The organism is Lentzea sp. NPDC059081 (genome assembly GCF_042738015.1).
Lineage (GTDB): Bacteria > Actinomycetota > Actinomycetes > Mycobacteriales > Pseudonocardiaceae > Lentzea.
This window is the reverse complement of sequence record NZ_JBHYGW010000002.1, coordinates 193,092-207,539: the sequence shown is the minus strand read 5'-3', so window position 1 is coordinate 207,539 and position 14,448 is coordinate 193,092. Positions and strand designations below refer to the sequence as shown.

General features: G+C 69.4%; 16 protein-coding genes. 5 read left to right on the top strand and 11 right to left on the bottom strand.

Features of this window, described 5'->3' with window-relative positions; translation table 11 throughout:
- Positions 1-36: 36 nt before the first annotated feature.
- The 7 genes from ACFWV3_RS05505 to ctaD all read right to left on the bottom strand — a co-directional run bounded on the left by ACFWV3_RS05505 (position 37) and on the right by ctaD (position 6,427).
- Entirely contained in the window at positions 37-336 is a 300-nt protein-coding gene (locus tag ACFWV3_RS05505; RefSeq protein WP_382408588.1) for a hypothetical protein, read from the bottom strand.
- Positions 333-641, bottom strand: coding sequence for a PadR family transcriptional regulator (locus ACFWV3_RS05500; protein ID WP_382408586.1), 309 nt, complete (start codon positions 639-641; stop codon positions 333-335). Before ACFWV3_RS05500 ends, ACFWV3_RS05505 begins: the two co-directional genes overlap by 4 nt.
- Positions 642-651: 10 nt before the next feature.
- Positions 652-1,224, bottom strand: coding sequence for a hypothetical protein (locus ACFWV3_RS05495; protein WP_382408584.1), 573 nt, complete (start codon positions 1,222-1,224; stop codon positions 652-654).
- A gap of 22 nt (positions 1,225-1,246) precedes the next feature.
- Positions 1,247-2,635 (bottom strand): phosphatidylserine/phosphatidylglycerophosphate/cardiolipin synthase family protein, encoded by a 1,389-nt coding sequence (locus ACFWV3_RS05490; RefSeq protein WP_382408582.1) that lies wholly within the window; start codon positions 2,633-2,635, stop codon positions 1,247-1,249.
- A gap of 30 nt (positions 2,636-2,665) precedes the next feature.
- On the bottom strand, positions 2,666-3,343 hold the full coding sequence (locus tag ACFWV3_RS05485) for a peptidyl-tRNA hydrolase (RefSeq protein ID WP_382408580.1): 678 nt from the start codon (positions 3,341-3,343) through the stop codon (positions 2,666-2,668).
- Positions 3,343-4,557, bottom strand: a complete 1,215-nt coding sequence (serB, locus tag ACFWV3_RS05480) for a phosphoserine phosphatase SerB (RefSeq protein WP_382408578.1) — start codon at positions 4,555-4,557, stop codon at positions 3,343-3,345. Before serB ends, ACFWV3_RS05485 begins: the two co-directional genes overlap by 1 nt.
- Before the next feature lie 79 nt (positions 4,558-4,636).
- Positions 4,637-6,427 (bottom strand): cytochrome c oxidase subunit I, encoded by a 1,791-nt coding sequence (ctaD, locus tag ACFWV3_RS05475; protein WP_382408576.1) that lies wholly within the window; start codon positions 6,425-6,427, stop codon positions 4,637-4,639.
- A 134-nt stretch (positions 6,428-6,561) separates the two neighbouring features.
- Here ctaD and ACFWV3_RS05470 point away from each other — a divergent pair, with 134 nt between their 5' ends.
- Together ACFWV3_RS05470 and ACFWV3_RS05465 are read left to right on the top strand one after the other, a co-directional pair.
- Positions 6,562-7,077: a DUF305 domain-containing protein gene (locus tag ACFWV3_RS05470; protein ID WP_382408574.1), complete on the top strand. Its 516-nt coding sequence runs from the start codon at positions 6,562-6,564 to the stop codon at positions 7,075-7,077.
- Between the two features lie 16 nt (positions 7,078-7,093).
- Positions 7,094-7,885, top strand: coding sequence for a phosphotransferase family protein (locus ACFWV3_RS05465; protein WP_382408572.1), 792 nt, complete (start codon positions 7,094-7,096; stop codon positions 7,883-7,885).
- On the opposite strand, the gene ACFWV3_RS05460 is transcribed toward ACFWV3_RS05465, so the two are convergent.
- From ACFWV3_RS05460 to ACFWV3_RS05445, 4 genes are all read right to left on the bottom strand, one after another.
- Positions 7,882-8,604, bottom strand: a complete 723-nt coding sequence (locus ACFWV3_RS05460; RefSeq protein ID WP_382408570.1) for an LPXTG cell wall anchor domain-containing protein — start codon at positions 8,602-8,604, stop codon at positions 7,882-7,884. The genes ACFWV3_RS05465 and ACFWV3_RS05460 overlap by 4 nt on opposite strands.
- 199 nt (positions 8,605-8,803) lie before the next feature.
- Positions 8,804-8,995 (bottom strand): hypothetical protein, encoded by a 192-nt coding sequence (locus ACFWV3_RS05455; RefSeq protein WP_382408568.1) that lies wholly within the window; start codon positions 8,993-8,995, stop codon positions 8,804-8,806.
- Between the two features lie 466 nt (positions 8,996-9,461).
- Complete coding sequence (locus ACFWV3_RS05450; RefSeq protein ID WP_382408566.1) at positions 9,462-10,676, bottom strand: aKG-HExxH-type peptide beta-hydroxylase; 1,215 nt, start codon at positions 10,674-10,676, stop codon at positions 9,462-9,464.
- Positions 10,677-10,830: 154 nt separating this feature from the next.
- Positions 10,831-10,983, bottom strand: a complete 153-nt coding sequence (locus tag ACFWV3_RS05445) for a hypothetical protein (RefSeq protein WP_382408564.1) — start codon at positions 10,981-10,983, stop codon at positions 10,831-10,833.
- Positions 10,984-11,141: 158 nt separating this feature from the next.
- Here ACFWV3_RS05445 and ACFWV3_RS05440 point away from each other — a divergent pair, with 158 nt between their 5' ends.
- The 3 genes from ACFWV3_RS05440 to ACFWV3_RS05430 all read left to right on the top strand — a co-directional run bounded on the left by ACFWV3_RS05440 (position 11,142) and on the right by ACFWV3_RS05430 (position 14,381).
- Positions 11,142-11,939, top strand: a complete 798-nt coding sequence (locus tag ACFWV3_RS05440) for a FadR/GntR family transcriptional regulator (RefSeq protein WP_382408562.1) — start codon at positions 11,142-11,144, stop codon at positions 11,937-11,939.
- 102 nt (positions 11,940-12,041) lie between these two features.
- Entirely contained in the window at positions 12,042-13,175 is a 1,134-nt protein-coding gene (locus tag ACFWV3_RS05435) for a hypothetical protein (RefSeq protein ID WP_382408560.1), read from the top strand.
- A gap of 222 nt (positions 13,176-13,397) precedes the next feature.
- Positions 13,398-14,381: a LacI family DNA-binding transcriptional regulator gene (locus tag ACFWV3_RS05430; protein ID WP_382408558.1), complete on the top strand. Its 984-nt coding sequence runs from the start codon at positions 13,398-13,400 to the stop codon at positions 14,379-14,381.
- The last annotated feature ends 67 nt before the right edge of the window (positions 14,382-14,448 follow it).

Below are 14,448 nucleotides of genomic sequence, written 5' to 3'. Positions count from 1 at the left end.
AGCCCGGCACAGCGAAAACGACACGGAGCTATTTGCTCAAGCGAACAGCAGGACGACCCCGCCCAGCAAGAACAACGCCGACACCACGGCGATCGCGATCACCCGCCCACGCGGCGTACCGGCGTGCTTCAACGCGATCCCCAACGGACCGATCCCAGCCATGGCAACCCCTTTCGACGGCATGACAAACCCAGCCCGCAACGCCCCGAACGCCACCGCCAACGGCGACATGCCGAGCTCGTGCGCACCGACGACATCTGCTTCCCACTGCTCGCGATGCCGCTCATCACCCACCACAGCCGCCGCGAACCGCACCAACAACAACGCGACTCTCATTGCGCCGTCCTCGGCACGAAACGAGGCTCGACCGACGTCCGCGCAGCGACCACCCGACGCGCCTCGGCAGCTCCGTCCGCGGTCAGCAGGTACATCCGCCGCCGAGGTCCGCGACGTTCGGTGTCGTCCTCCCACAACGACGAGACCCAGCCGGCCCGTTCCAGCCGGTCCAGCAACGGGTAGACGCTGCCCGACGGCCTGCCGGTCAGCTTGATGATCTCCAGACCCCAGCGCGGCTCCTCGGCGCCGAGCAGCACCTGGAGAACGTCCACCGTGGCCTTGCCGATGCGCTGCAGTGGCTCCACGCCACTAAGACTACCTATGTAGATTAAGACGTTCAAGCAGCTCTTCGCGGAACTCCAGCGCCGACGCCCGTTCCTCCTCCGAAGCGTGCGTCTCCCGCACCAGCGCCCCTTCGAGGATCTTCAACGCCTGCCGCTCCGCCCCGTGCGACCCGGCCAGCGTCACGGCGTTGCTCAACGCCCGCGACAGCCCGTTCCGCGTGACCTCCCGTTCCCGCACGGCCGGCACGACCCGGATCCAGTTGCCGCCGGGGTCGACGAAGAGAAACCCGTCGCGACGGGGCCTGGTCATCCGCGGGATCCCCGTGACCAGCACCTGACCGTAGACCGCGCGCATGCCGGAGGCGAACGCCTCGTACAGCGAGCGCGGGTCCTCGGCCTGGATCAGGCACGAGCTGTACGACTCCGACGGTTCGTAGCCCGGTATGCCGAAGAAGTGGAGGTTGATCTCCTCCCGCCGCACCGACAGGTACGCGTTCGGGCGGTACTGCCGGTACGTGACCGTGAAACCGAGCATCACGTAGAACTCGGCCACCTCGTCGATGGAGGCGCACGGCAGCAGCGGGATCGTCACCTCGTTGGCCACGCCGCCACGCTAGACCCGCAGCTCAGCCGTCGACCAGCAATCCGCGTAACGGTCCTTGCAATCTTCCGGCACGACGCGACACACCCGGCAGCGACGTCACGCGCGCCGGACGGTCCAGGGCGGGGCGCCACATCTTGTCGACGACCTCGTGCACGGGCCCGGAGACGTCTCCCTCCACGCCCTCCAGGTGCTCCGCCCACAGCTTCAGCCTCGTCGCGCGCACGACCTCGGCGTCGTCGGTCACGACGTTGACCTCGGTGTCGTTGAACAACGAGTGCTCGTTCAGGTTCGCCGAGCCGACGGACAGCCACTTGTCGTCCACAATGGACAGCTTCGCGTGCACGTAGACGGGGGCGTCACCGTGGTTGATGAGCGTCGCCGCCAGCACGCGACCGCCCTGGTCGGCGTCGAGAAGCCTGCCGAGCTGGCCGCGCGTGGTGTCGGCGCCGTTGCTGGGCTTCTGCGGCAGCACCAGCACCAGCCGGAACTCCGGCGACGGCGGGTTGCTCACCTTCTCCAGCAGCACCTCGGTGATCTCCGGCGACCACAGGAACTGGTTCTCCACGTACACGAACGACTCGGCGGCCCGCAGCGCCCGCAGGTACGAGTCGAGCAGGCTGAAGTCGCCGTGCGGCGCGAAGTCGTAGGTCTTCTCCGGGACCGTGCGCACCAGCTGCACGGACGACGACCCGGCCTCGGGCGGCACCTCCGGCGGCGGCAGGGTCTCCCCCGCGATCTCCAGCCAGCGCGCGGCGAAGTGGGCGGCGACCTCCGCGACGACCGGGCCCTCCAGCCGCGCGATGTGGTCGTGCCAGCCCAGGTCGCGCGGCGGGTGCTCCGGCGAGTCGTGCCGGTCGCCCTCCACCGCGGTCATGTCGAGGCCGCCGACGAACGCCACGTCGTCGACGATCACCACCTTCTCGTGGTGGCAGTGCAGGGTCCGCTCGCGCGCGTCGAGCTCGCACCGGATCGCGCCGGCCTCCTGGAAGGCCTTCTGCGCGGCGGTGGCCCGTTTCCGCGTGGGTTCGAAGAACGGCACGGGCGGACCCGCCCACAACAGCACGCGCACCGGAACCCGTTCCGCCGCCGCGGACAGCAGCTCGCGCAACTGGGGCGCGCCCGGCTCACGGGTCAGCCGGAAGTCGGGCGACGCGTGCCAGTTGGCGATGTGCACGTACTTCTGCGCACCCTCGATCGCCTTCGCCACGAGAGGGAACGCGTTGGCTCCGTCGACCAGGATCTCGATGCTGTTGCCGTGTTGCACCGGCCGGCGCGGGGTGAACCACCCCGTGCCGTCACCTTCGAGGACCTCGCCCCAGCCCAACCGCCGCAGCCTTCGCGTGTGGTGGGAGCAGAGCAGGTTCTCCAGCCCGTCGCCGAGCCGTGCGTCGAGAAGGTCGAGTAAGCCCACGAGACGCGGATTTACCCGTTTGGCGAGGTTCTAAACGGCGAGCACCGTCGTCGTCCCGGGTTCGACCTCCGTGAACCCGGCGTCCCGCACCGCCACGACATCGGGGGCGCCCATCAGCGAGTCCCACTCCTCGACCGACGGCATCCGCACGGCACACCGGTAGTCCAGCGCCGCCCACGCCTTGAGCTCCGTCTCCGACAGCCGCGGCGCCAGCAACATCGACGCGTGCCCGACCTGCGCCGCGAGCTTGCCCGCGGACATCTCGACGCGCGGGTTCACGTACAGCAGCCGCGCGCCCTCTGGCACCGGTCCCGGTTCGTCCACCGGCAGGTCGGACCCGGAGATCTGCAGCTTCGCGACCTCGCGGGGCGTCTCGGTCACCAGCACGGGCAGCAGCGACCGCACGGACGCGCCGGCCACGGTGATCGTCACGCCCGGCAGGCCCTGCACGGCCTCCCACTGCGCGCCACGAGCCCGTCGCGCCACCTTGCGGATCCGCCCGGCCACCCACGCCCGCACGGACTCGTGCCACTCCCCGCCCACGTCGGCACGCGGGTCGAGGCACACCGCGACCGCCGAAGCGGCCGCGGCCTCCAGCAACGCCGTGCGGGACGGCGGGTCGACGCGTTCGATGCGCAACACCATCGGCATCGCGCGGACTTCGGACTCCTCCGCGTAGTTCCGCGAAGCGATCAGGTCGAGAATCATCACAGGCGGGTCAGCTCCAGGCCGTCAGCGGCGTCCGCGGCCTCCACCTCGGCGCGCGTGACGCCCAGGATGAACAGCACCGCGTCGAGGAACGGGTGCGACAGCGCGGTGTCCGCGACCTCGCGCAACGCCGGCTTGGCGTTGAACGCGATGCCCAGCCCGGCCGCGTTGAGCATGTCGATGTCGTTCGCGCCGTCGCCGACCGCCACGCACTGCGCGAGCGACACGCCGACCTCCTCGGCGAACCGGCGCAGCGCCACGGCCTTGCCCGGTCGGTCGACGATCTCGCCCACGACCTTGCCGGTCAGCTTGCCGTCGACGACCTCCAGCGTGTTGGCCGCGCAGAAGTCGAGGTGCAGCTCGTCGGCCAGGCCCTCGATCACCGACGTGAACCCGCCGGACACGACGCCGCAGTAGAACCCGAGACGCTTCAGCGTGCGGATCGTCGTGCGCGCACCGGCCGTCAGTTCCAGCGAGGAACCGACCTCGTCCAGCACCTTCTCGTCGAGGCCCTCCAGCAACGCCACCCGGCGCCGCAGCGACTCGGCGAAGTCGAGCTCGCCGCGCATCGCGGCCTCGGTGATCTCGCGCACCTGCTCCTCGCACCCGACGTGCGCGGCCAGCATCTCGATCACCTCGCCCTGGATCAGCGTGGAGTCGACGTCGAACACGACCAGGCGCTTGGCCCGGCGGGTCAGGCCGGCCCGCTCCACCGCGACGTCGAGGCCCACCCGCACCGACACCTCGGCGAGCGCGGACCGCAGCGCCGCATCGCTCTCCATCGTGTCGTCCGCGACCGAGACGCGCAGCTCGAGGCCGGTGACGGGGTAGTCGGCGACGCCGCGGATCGCGTCGATGTTCACGCCCAGCGACGCGAGCCTGCGCGCCACCTCGGTGAACGCCTTCGCCGTCACCGGGCGGCCCAGCACGATCAGCACGTGCGACGACTCCAGGCGCGCGGTGCGCTTCGAGTCGGCGCCGATCTCGATCTCCACCTGCATCGAGACGGTGGCCATGGCCTGCTCGACCGACTCCTGCAGGCCCTCGGGGTCCTGCTCGGTCGAGACCAGCGCGCCGAGCACCAGCCGTCCGCGGATCACGACCTGCTCCACGTCGAGCACCTCGACGCCGTGGCGTGTCAGCACGGCGAACAGCACCGAGGAGACGCCGGGCTTGTCGGGGCCGGTCACGGTGATGAGCACGGGCGTTTTCACGTCGTCGTCTCCTCGAATACGCAATGAGCCCCGACCGCACAAGCGACCGGGGCTCATCGTTGAACCTGTTACTCGCAGGTTACTTGTCGTGCTCCGCATCTTCCTTCTCGGAGGCGGTGCCGGACTTGATCGCCGCTGCAGCGAGCTCCGACGGAGCGGGCTTCGCGTCCTTGTGGGCGATCGTCTTGCCGGTGAACGACACGTGACCCTCGTTGCGGATCCGCTCGATCATGTGCGGGTAGTGCAGCTCGAACGCCGGGCGCTCCGAACGGATCCGGGGCAGCTCGGTGAAGTTGTGCCGCGGCGGCGGGGACGACGTCGCCCACTCGAGCGAGTTGCCGTAGCCCCACGGGTCGTCGACCGTGACGACCTCGCCGAAGCGGTACGAGCGGAAGACGTTCCAGATGAACGGCAGCGTCGACGCGCCCAGGATGTAGGCGCCGATCGTCGAGATCATGTTCAGCGTCGTGAAGCCGTCGGACGCGAGGTAGTCGGCGTACCGGCGCGGCATGCCCTCGTTGCCCAGCCAGTGCTGGACGAGGAAGGTCGCGTGGAAGCCGAGGAACGTCGTCCAGAAGTGCAGCTTGCCGAGCGGCTCGTTGAGGAACCGGCCGGTGATCTTCGGGAACCAGAAGTAGATGCCGGCGAAGGTCGCGAACACGATCGTGCCGTAGAGCACGTAGTGGAAGTGCGCGACGACGAAGTACGTGTCCGACACGTGGAAGTCGATCGCGGGCGCGGCCAGCAGGATGCCGGAGAGGCCACCGAAGAGGAACGTGACGATGAAGCCGATCGAGAAGAGCATCGGCGTCTCGAACGTCAGCTGGCCCTTCCACATCGTGCCGATCCAGTTGAAGAACTTCACACCGGTCGGGACCGCGATGAGGAACGTCATGAAGGCGAAGAACGGCAGCAGCACGGCGCCGGTCGCGTACATGTGGTGCGCCCACACGGCGACGGACAGGGCCGCGATGCCGAGCGTCGCGTAGACCAGGCCGTTGTAACCGAAGATCGGCTTGCGGCTGAACACCGGGAAGATCTCCGACACGATGCCGAAGAACGGCAAGGCGACGATGTAGACCTCCGGGTGCCCGAAGAACCAGAAGAGGTGCTGCCACAGGATCACGCCGCCGTTGGCGGGGTCGAACACGTGCGCTCCGAGGTGCCGGTCCGCCAGCAGGCCCAGCAGGGCCGCGGTCAGGATCGGGAACGCGAGCAGCACGAGCACCGACGTCACCAGGATGTTCCAGGTGAAGATCGGCATGCGGAACATCGTCATGCCGGGCGCGCGCAGGCAGACCACGGTGGTGATCATGTTGACCGCGCCGAGGATGGTGCCGAGACCACCGACCACCAGGCCGGAGATCCACAGGTCGGCACCCGCGCCGGGCGAGTGGATGGCGCTCGACAGCGGCGTGTAGGCGAACCAGCCGAAGTCGGCGGCGCCACCGGGGGTGACGAAGCCCGCCATCACGATCAGGCCGCCGAAGAGGTACAGCCAGTACGAGAAGGCGTTGAGCCGCGGGAACGCCACGTCGGGCGAGCCGATCTGCAGCGGGAGCACGAAGTTCGCGAAGCCGAAGACGATCGGCGTCGCGTACAGCAGCAGCATCACGGTGCCGTGCATCGTGAACAGCTGGTTGAACTGCTCCTGGCTCAGGAACTGCATGCCGGGCCGGGCCAGCTCGGTCCGCATCAGCATGGCCATCGCGCCGCCGACCATGAAGAAGGCGAACGAGGTGACCAGGTACATGATGCCGATTTGCTTGTGGTCCGTGGTGCGGAACATCCGCAGCAGGAAGGACCCCTTGACCGCAGTGCGCGTCGGATAAGGACGCGTTGCGATCGGCTGCGGGGCTACGGCCGTCACGGTGCCTCCAGGCCTTGGTGGGACCAGTCGTTCGGGAAACTCCCCGGGATATTAGACGGAGCCGATCAGCTCCATTCGGGTGGGCCACGGCCGGTGGCCAGCGGCGTAGCGCAGGTCACACGTATCCTGCCGCCGTGCTCCGATCGTTCGCCGTCGCCTTTGTCCTGTTGCTGGCCGCCTGTGGTGGTCCCGCCACGCACAACTCGGCGGACGTCGCGTTCGTGCGGGGGATGGTCCCCCACCACGAGCAGGCGCTGGACATGAGCGGCCTCGTCACGGCCCGCACGGAGAACCCCCGCGTGATCGAGATCGCCAAGCGCATCGCGGACGTGCAGAGGCCGGAGATCGACCGCATGAACGGGTGGCTGCGGACGTGGAACGCGCCGGTCGAGGCGTCGTCGCACACCTCGCACGGTCATTCGGACTCGCACGGCATGGTCGACCTGGGCGACCTCGCGAACCTCGACGACACCGAGTTCGACCGCCAGTGGCTGTCGCTGATGATCCAGCACCACCGCGGCGCCGTGGACATGGCGCGCACGCACCTCTCCGCCGGCACCGACCCGGAGGCCCGCAAGCTGGCCCAGGACGTCGTCGCGCACCAGGAGAAGGAGATCGCGGAAATGGAGTCGCTCCTCCCCCAGGGCTGATGTCAGCCTCGTCCGCATGACTCCTGCCGCTGTGCGCACCGTCGTGTCCTTCGCCGCCGGTCACGGCGTGGTGTGCGACGACCCGGACGTGCTGCAGGACGGCAGCAACGTGATCGTGCACCTGCGCCCGGCCCCGGTCGTGGCACGGGTGGCCGCCCGCACAGCCCTGGTCAGGCCCTCGGTAGCCGACCACCTCGGCCGTGACCTGGCGGTGTCGGCGTTCCTGGCCTCCCGCGGGGTGCCGGTCGTGACGCCTTCTGCCGAGCTGCCCGCCGGCCCTCACGCGGTCGACGGGTTCGTGTTCTCGTTCAGCACGTACGTCCCGCACTTCCCGGACGTCGAGCTGTCCCGTCCCGACGTGCTGAAGTTGCTGCCCGACCTGCACGCGGAGCTGCGGCTCTACGACGGCCCGCTGCCTTCTCGCGGCCCTCTGGACGACGTCGACAACACGTTGTCCTATCTGGAGGGCGTGGGCGTGCCCGACCTGGAGCCCTTCCGGGCGCGACGGGCCGAGCTCGTCGAGCGTTGGGACGCGCACTACAACGAGGTGCAGCCGCTGCACGGCGACTCGCACTACGGAAACGTGCTGATGACGTCGTCCGGCCCGGTGTGGAACGACTTCGAGGACACCTGGCGCGGCCCGATCGGCTGGGACCTGGCCTGCCTGGCGGGTGCGCGCGGCGAAGAAGCCGCCCGGCGCGCCGTGGAGCTCTACGGCGGCGGGACGGCTTCTTCGGACGTCGAGTACTGGCTGGAGGTGCGCATCCTCTTCGGCACGCTGTGGGGCGTGCTGATGGAGAACGGTTAGGCGCGGCGCCTGCGCATCACGAGCACCAGGGCGGCACCGGCGGCCACGAGCGCGGCACCGAGGCCGAGCAGCCACGTGCCGCCGAACCCGGTCGACGCGAGCTGGTCCACCTCGGCGACGGGCACCGGCGCGGCAGTGGTGGTGGTCGTGGCGACCGGCGGCGCGACCTCGGAAGACGACGACGTGGTGCTCGACGTCGGCGTCGACGACTCGGTCACGGTCGACTCCGTGGTGGTGGTCGTCGTCGTGGTGGTCGTCGTGGTCGTCGTCGTGGTGGGCGGCTGCTCGACGGCGGTGCCGCACCCGAACCACTCGCCGATCTGCGGCAGGTCCCCGTCACCGACGACCGGAGCACGCAGCCCCTTCCACGGCAGCTCGTCGCCGAGCTTGTCGGCCAGGTAGACGTTGAAGACGTCCCCGGCCCGCACGAGCATCCCCGTGACGGCCACGTCCTGCGGCAGCGCGGTGATGTCGAGGTACTGCTCGTTGTCACCACCGGTGTACGTGAACTTGCTCGGGTGGATCGGCGTCCCGGTCAACCCGCCGACCTTGCAGGCGTCGGGGTGGTTGAAGTCGACGAACTGGAGGAACGGCTGCGCGCGCGTGTCGTCCGTGGTCGGCGCGTCGGCGACCGCGCTGGTCACCATCACGAGCGAGGCCACGGCCGCCAGTGCGGCGGCGGCGAGCAGGCCGGGTCTTCTCAGGGGCGTCACACGCATCGGGGGCACTCCGGGGGTCGGCGGATGCCGCGATTCAAGACGATCGACGTCCCCCGAACGGGCTACATGACGATCAACTTCGCCCTTGTGGCCGAGTTGTTATTCCACCGTGAAGTGGCATGCCCAAACGACCGAACGCCGAAGGGGCCGGCCACAGCGGGCCGACCCCTTCGAAGCTCACACCCTGGAAGAGCGACGCTCAGTCGTTCTTCTCGACCTCGGCGGGTCGCAGGAACACAGTGCCGCCACCGTTGGGCATGCGCCGGAACCAGTCGACGGAGGTCACCGGCTGGCCCACCACCGGACCGGCCCCCGCCGGGAGGTGGGGAAGGCTGACGCCGGGGACCTGGGTCGGCGCGGGCCGGTGGAGAGGCTGGTTGGGGGTGGTCATCAGCTCTGTGGGTTCCTTCTCGAGACGCGGCTGGAGAACGCAGAAGAGCCGGGACCGTGGCTGGCCGGCCACGCTTCCCGGTTTCGTGCGGATACGACTTGGACTGATTTCAACTCAGCCCAGCTCACGAGATGCGGCTCGGAGAGGCCTCGAGCGCGGGTGGTGACTCCCCACCCTCGACCAACCGGTGCGACGCCGCATCCCAGCAGGCCGGGATGCGGCAGTCTACATCGGACGACGCCGAGCAAAAGACCTTGTCGCGCAGTACAAGCGTTCTGGAAACGCCACCGCGGAAAAGGCATTTGCGCGCGGATTTTCAACCCCGCACGGCAGTGACCACCAGAACTTTCGCGTTCCGGAATGTCGCATGTGGACGAAACAGCGGTTCGGCCGTACCGGCAGTGCTCCGGCCGGGGCAGCGGTCCACCCGATGGTGGGACGGCCGCCGCCCGGCGCGGAGCCGTTCTCACGACACCGGCTCGATGATCGAGGCCGCCATCAGCAGGCGGAGGGCGACGGTGAGGCGGTGCGCGGCGGAGCCGGGCCCCTCGTTCCACCCCGCGGCGCCCAGCAGGTCGCGGAAGCAGAGCGACTGACCGTCGGCGAGCAGGTCCAGGACCCGGCTCGCGTCCGCGTCGAGCCAGAAGATCTCCGGCGGCGACACCGGCCTGCCCACGACCGTGCGGCCCGTGACCGACCGCTCGGACCGCACGTCGGGCAGCACGCGGAAGCTCACGTGGTGGCCGATCGGCGTGCCCCGGTCGAACCCGGTGGGCTCGGCGGCGGTCTCGCGGCCGGTGAGGGCGCCCAGCAGCCAGCGCGCGTCCGGCCGCAGGTCGTCCTCGTGGTCGGTCAGCCACCGGCCGATCTCGTCGGCGCGTTCCCGTGCCTTGGGCAGCAACGAGAACGGGCCGGGCCGCTCATCACCGCACGACCGCGCGAACTGGGCGAGGAGGCTGTACGCGTGCCAGGCGGCGAACGTCTGCTCCAGCGGCCAGCGCGCGTGCGACCAGGAGTTCTCGAACTCCTCGACGTCCTCGGCGCGGGCGTCGAGGAACTCCTTGGTGATGGCCAGGTCGAAGAACTTCTCGTGCGCGCCCTCGTGGACCAGCGCCTCGGCGACCTCCAGAGGTGTGGAGGGCTCGTCGATCAGCACGATGCCCGGCACGTACCTCGACGACGCCGAGACGACGCCTCCGGAGGTCTCCTTGCTGAGCACGGCGAGCATCGACACGTGCGCGAGCAGGTCGTCCGCCGTCTCCGGCGCCAGCCGCCGCAGCAACCGGACGCCGTCGGCCACGATGCGCAACGCGGCCTCGAACCGTTCGCCGTCCGCCTCGGTCAACGGTTCCGGAGACGCTCCCGGCGGCGCGACGATCCGCAGCGGTGCTTCGATCAGGCCGGCCGCCTGCGGGTCCGCGACGACCGGCAGTCCGGCGTCCCGCACGCGCACGGCCGCGGCGCGGTGCACCCGCTCCAGGTCGAGCTCTCCCCCGCCGGCGAGGGCTCTGCCGATCTCGTAGCGGGTGATGGGGTGGTCGAGCAGGTTGTCCGACAACTCAGTGCCGGGCGCGAGCAGGCCGGCCGCGAGGCGGTACAACGCCCGCCGCTCGTCGACCAGCACTGACGCGGGCGCGATCGCGGCATGCAGCACGTGCGCGCTCGCCGTGGGTGAACTCATCACCGAAATTGACCTCGTGTTGACGTCCCCCGACGCTCTGATGCCCGAGAACTCTACTGACGTGACGGCCGCCGCGGGGCCGGACAGGCCGGTGCCCCGGCCACGATTTCGTTGCCGGGGCACCGGTGTTCGTGTTCATCAGCGGTTTCGGTGGTCAGCCGAACAGGATGCTGGTGACGTTCACGAAGCCGACCACGGCGAGCGCGACGACCGAGACGGCGACCATCGTGAGCACGGTGCGCCATCCGATGGCGGTGACGGCGACTGCGACGGCGGCTGCTATTCCGAGCGAACTCCCTGCGGACATCTCGTTTCCTCCCGACTGGGCGAGCTCGATCTCCCGGGTGTGGGCGGTCCCGGGCGTCTCGCCCTGCCACCAGGATCACCTGTTGTAGGTTGTCTGTCAACGGTCGACGGGTTGCCAGACAAGTTGCAACCAGACCGCGTGAGGCCTAAGCTGGACCAATGCCCGCCGACGAGTCCCATCTCGGCGAGAGCTGGTCGCTCTCGCCGGATTCGCGACGCCCTCTGCCGGAGCTGATCGAGCAGAAGCTCCGGGAGCAGATCATCGGCGGCACCCTCAAGGCGGGCGACCGCCTCCCCACCGAGCCCGAGCTGGCGCGCAAGCTGGACGTCGCCCGGTCCTCGCTGCGCACCGCACTCCAGCGGCTGCAGCTGCAGGGCATCGTCGAGGTGCGGCGCGGCCTCGGCTGGTACGTGCGGCGCACCGACCTGGCCGCCGTCGAGGAGAACCTGGAGGGCAGGCTCGCCTCCCGGCAGTTCTCCCAGACCGACCTGCTCGAGGTGCGGATCGCGCTGGAGACCACCGCGGCGAGCCTGGCGGCGGTCCGCGCGGGCGACGGCGAGCTGGACGAGCTGGCCAAGCTGAACCAGCGCTACCAGCGAGCGGCGCTCGACGACGTGCAGGAGGTGATCGAGTCGGACGAGGAGTTCCACTCGGCGCTGATCCGCGCGTCGCACAACGAGCTGCTGGAGCAGATGTACCAGACGCTCGTGCCCGGCCTGCAGGACTGCAAACGGCACGCGCACCCGACGCCCGGCGTCCACAACCGGTCGGCGAACGAGCACGAGCAGGTCATCTGGTTCCTGCGCAGGCACGACGAGGTCGGCGCGAAGAGCGCGATGACCACGCACCTGCTCGGGCTGTACAACGACGTGGCCGCGGACGACACGCAGCCGCGGGCGACTCTCAGCACGTACGTCGGCGTGTCGGACACCCCCATCTGGAACCGCCCGCGCTGACCGGCCGCTGGTACGGCAGGAGCCGAAAGGGTCTGGCGCTGCTGCGCCGTCACTCCCACCATGTAGGGACGGCTGGTGGAGTGAGGGGGCGGGCGACGAGTGGTGGCGGCGCGCAAGCACAACCTGGCGCTGGCCGTCGCGTTGTCGTTGGTCCTGGTCGCGGCAGCGGACCTGACCGTGGTGCTGCTCTGGCAGCCGACGTCGCGAAGCGTGCTGCACGACGTGCTGGTGGTGCTCTGGCCGTTGCCGGCCCTCGTCGGCATCCTGGTCGGCGCCTACGAGCTCTTCCTGCACCGCCGGCTCGTCGCCGAGTTCGGCCGCATCTCGGGCCCCGGCATCGTCGAGCACCTGCCGCCCGGTGACGTGCTGAAGGCGTTCCTGACCGCGATCTACGGCACCAACGACGCCAACCAGGACGTGATCTCCGGCGTCCTGGGCGGCACGGGCCTGCGCCCGCACGGCAAGGACCTCACGATCAGCACCAGCACGTCGGTGCGGATGCAGCTGCAGGGCATCGACACCAAGACCTACCACCTGGTGATCACGCAGACCTACCAGTTCCGGCACAACGTCCCGGTGGACCGGTTCGTCATCCTCGCCACGAGCAACGTGCTGCTGCGCGACACGATCGCGGCCGCCTGCCGCTATCCCCTGTTCGAGCTCTACTACATCACCGACCCGTCGCTGTTCCTCGAGTCCGTGGACGACCTGCTCGGCTCGACGCAGATCGCGGTCGACTACGTGGACCACGACGGCAACCGCCGGTCCGCCGCGCCCAGCCAGATCCCGCCGGTGGAGGTGCGGTTCGACCAGTGGTCGAACTACCTGACGTTCTTCCGCGAGCCGATGTGGCCGTTGCCGAAGCTCAGCCCCCACGACCACCTGAGCGACCTGCGGATCTTCGAGTGCGACCTGAGCGCCATCGCGGACGACCACCTCGTCAGCGCGATCCGCGGGCTGAGCGTGCGGTCGCGGACGCTCCAGCGCACCAACGAGGGCTTCTGCTACTGGCAGCCGCCGTACCCGTCCTACGTCGAACAGATCATCTTCGACGCCCGCGGTCTCGGCGTGGACGAGTCGCCGGAGCACGAGTTCTCGATCATGCCGTTCCTGTTCCGCTCCAACACGATCACGGCGCAGTGGCAGAAGGCGGAGGACCTCGACGACCTCACGGTCCGGTCGTGGCTGCTCCCCGGTCACGGGGTGGCTCTGATGTGGCGGGAGGCCCAACTCTGACGGTCCCGCCGGTCGGGGCCCGCCGGAACCAGTCGACCCCGGTCACCGGAGTCGCCGGCGAGCGCGGCGGTGCGGGAACGGACGGCCCGGCTTCGGTCTCCATCGCGCCTCCCTCTTCGACGAGTGGCGTACGAGCGTAACCACGACCCCCTCCGCGGGGCGCCTGCCGACAGGGTGAGCGCTGCTTGCAAACGGACGCAAGAAATTGCGTACACTTGCGCCATGACGCAACGGAGGCTGGCCGAGGTCGCGGCCAAGGTCGGGGTCAGCGAGGCCACCGTCAGCCGGGTGCTGAACGGGAAGCCAGGCGTCTCGGACGCCACGAGAAGTGCCGTGCTCACCGCACTTGACGTGCTGGGATACGAACGGCCGACGCAGCTGCGGGGCGAACGCGCGAGGCTCGTGGGCCTGGTGCTGCCCGAGCTGCAGAACCCGATCTTCCCCGCGTTCGCCGACGTCGTGGGCAACGCGCTGGCGCAACGCGGTTTCACGCCCGTGCTGTGCACCAGGACGGCCGGCGGCGTGACGGAGGCGGAGTACCTGGAGCTGCTGCTCGAACAGCACGTCAGCGGCATCGTGTTCGCCGGCGGGCTGTACGCCCAGAAGGACGCGAGCCACGGGCACTACCAGCAGATGATGGCCCGCAAACTGCCTGCGGTGCTGGTCAACGCCGCCATAGACGATCTCGCGTTCCCGCGGGTGTCGTGTGACGACGCGGTGGCGGTCGAGCAGGCGTACGGCCACCTCACGTCGCTGGGGCACAAGCGGATCGGGGCCGTGCTCGGGCCACCGGACCACGTGCCCAGCCAGCGCAAGCTGGAGGCGATCAACCGGTGCGGCGGGGCGGACGTCGAGCACGCCATGTTCAGCCTCGAAGGCGGGCAGGCGGCGGCGACCAAGCTCGTGCAGCGCGGCGTCACGGCGATCATCTGCGCCAGCGACCCGTTGGCGCTCGGTGCGATAAGGGCCGTGCGCAGGGCCGGACTGGACGTGCCCAAGGACGTGTCGATCATCGGGTACGACGATTCCGCGTTCATGACCTGCACCGATCCGCCTCTCACGACGGTGCGGCAGCCGATCGAGGCCATGGGCCGGGCGGCCGTCGAGCTGCTGGCCAACCAGATCTCGGGCAACGCCGTGGCGCCCGACGAGCTGCTGTTCGAGCCCGAACTGGTGGTGAGGGCCTCCAGCGCGCCGGTGAGGTAGCCACATAGTCGCTTTCTTGCGAGTTTTCGTCTGGATATTGCGCTCAGATGTAACGGGGACTTATGGT